At 67.7% G+C, this 1,371-nt stretch carries 1 protein-coding gene; it reads right to left on the bottom strand.

Going from position 1 to position 1,371, the window contains the following annotated elements; genetic code table 11:
- Positions 1–178 precede the first annotated feature (178 nt).
- Positions 179–1,309: an IS701 family transposase gene (locus CHC05_RS40470; RefSeq protein WP_245871496.1), complete on the bottom strand. Its 1,131-nt coding sequence runs from the start codon at positions 1,307–1,309 to the stop codon at positions 179–181.
- Between the last annotated feature and the right edge of the window lie 62 nt (positions 1,310–1,371).

Here is a 1,371-nt window from a genome sequence, read left to right on the forward strand (position 1 = left end):
TAGTACTGCAACGGCACTTATGGCGGTATCTGTCCGCGCCGGTGGTAGTGGCTGACGCGGGCTTGCCATTGGCGGCGTCGTCGGAAGTAGGACCAGGCCAGGACGTGGTCGGGGGTGGTGGGACGCGTCAGGGTGAATGCCAGGAGCAGGCGCCGGACCTCGGGTACGGTCAGCGCGATCAGCATGTCCTGCGCGAGGCTGGGTTTGCTTGTGTGGCAAGGGATTTCGCGACGACGAGTAGGGCGTGGGTGGCCATGGACAGGGTGATGTGGGCGTACCACGCCCGCCAGTCCCGGGCCTGGTACTGGTCCAGGCCGGCTTCGTTCTTGGCCTGCTGGAAGCATTCTTCGACCGGCCAGCGCCGTCCCGCGGTGCGAGCGAGCCGGGTCAGGGTGGTGCGGGCCGGTGCGTAGCAGAGGTAGTAGGCGATGTCGGTGGGGTCGCTGATCGAGCGGCGGGCCATGACCCAGTGCCCGAACCCGTGTCGCCATTCGGGCCGGACCGGCAGGCGGGCCCAGTCGTAGAACCGCTGGCCGTGCGCGCCGGCACCGCAACTGATCCGTTTCCACTTCGCCGCGGGCAGTGTGGCCAGATCCTGCACACACACGACCTCCCGCCAGTCCCGGCCGGACACCGTGTCATCACGGCGGGTGGCCAACACGTACGGGATCCGCTTGTCCTCCAACCAGGTCCGCAGATAGGGGACCTGGCCGTAGACCTCGTCAGCGGCGACCCACCCGAACGGCACACCGCCCTCGATCGCCCGTTGCAGCATCGCGATCGCGATGCGGGGCTTGGTGGCGAACTGCGCCGCATCGGGTATGCCAGCCTGACGGCAGCGGGCGCGGTCATCGATCCACGACTGGGGTAGATACAGATCCCGGTCGATCAGGGCGTGGCACGTCGCGCTGACGTAGGCCATGAACACCCCGATCTGGCAGTTCTCCGTCCGTCCCGCGGTCCCGGAATACTGCCGCTGCACCCCCGCCGAGCGCCGGCCTTTCTTCAGGAATCCGGTGTCGTCGATGACCAGCACCGCGTCCGGATCGCCGAGGTGGCCGACCACGAGCTCACGCACGTCGTCGCGGACCCCGTCAACGTCGAACTCCGCCCGGCGCAGCAACCGCTGCATGCCGTCCGGGCTCACCTCGCCGGCATGCTCGGCGATCGTCCAGCCGTTACGACGGTCCAACCCGGCAGCCAACCCGCACATATAACGCGCGGCCCGCGACCGCGGCTCGACCCGACCGAACCGCGGCCCGATCCGCTCACAGAAACGATCAAGCTCCGTCAGCCACCGATCGACCACATCCACACCAAAAACAACGCTCGACCAGCGGCAACGTCACTGACCAAAGTGCCGTTGCAGTA

Origin of the sequence: Asanoa hainanensis (assembly GCF_900188485.1) — a bacterium.
In the GTDB taxonomy this organism is placed as follows: domain Bacteria; phylum Actinomycetota; class Actinomycetes; order Mycobacteriales; family Micromonosporaceae; genus Asanoa; species Asanoa hainanensis.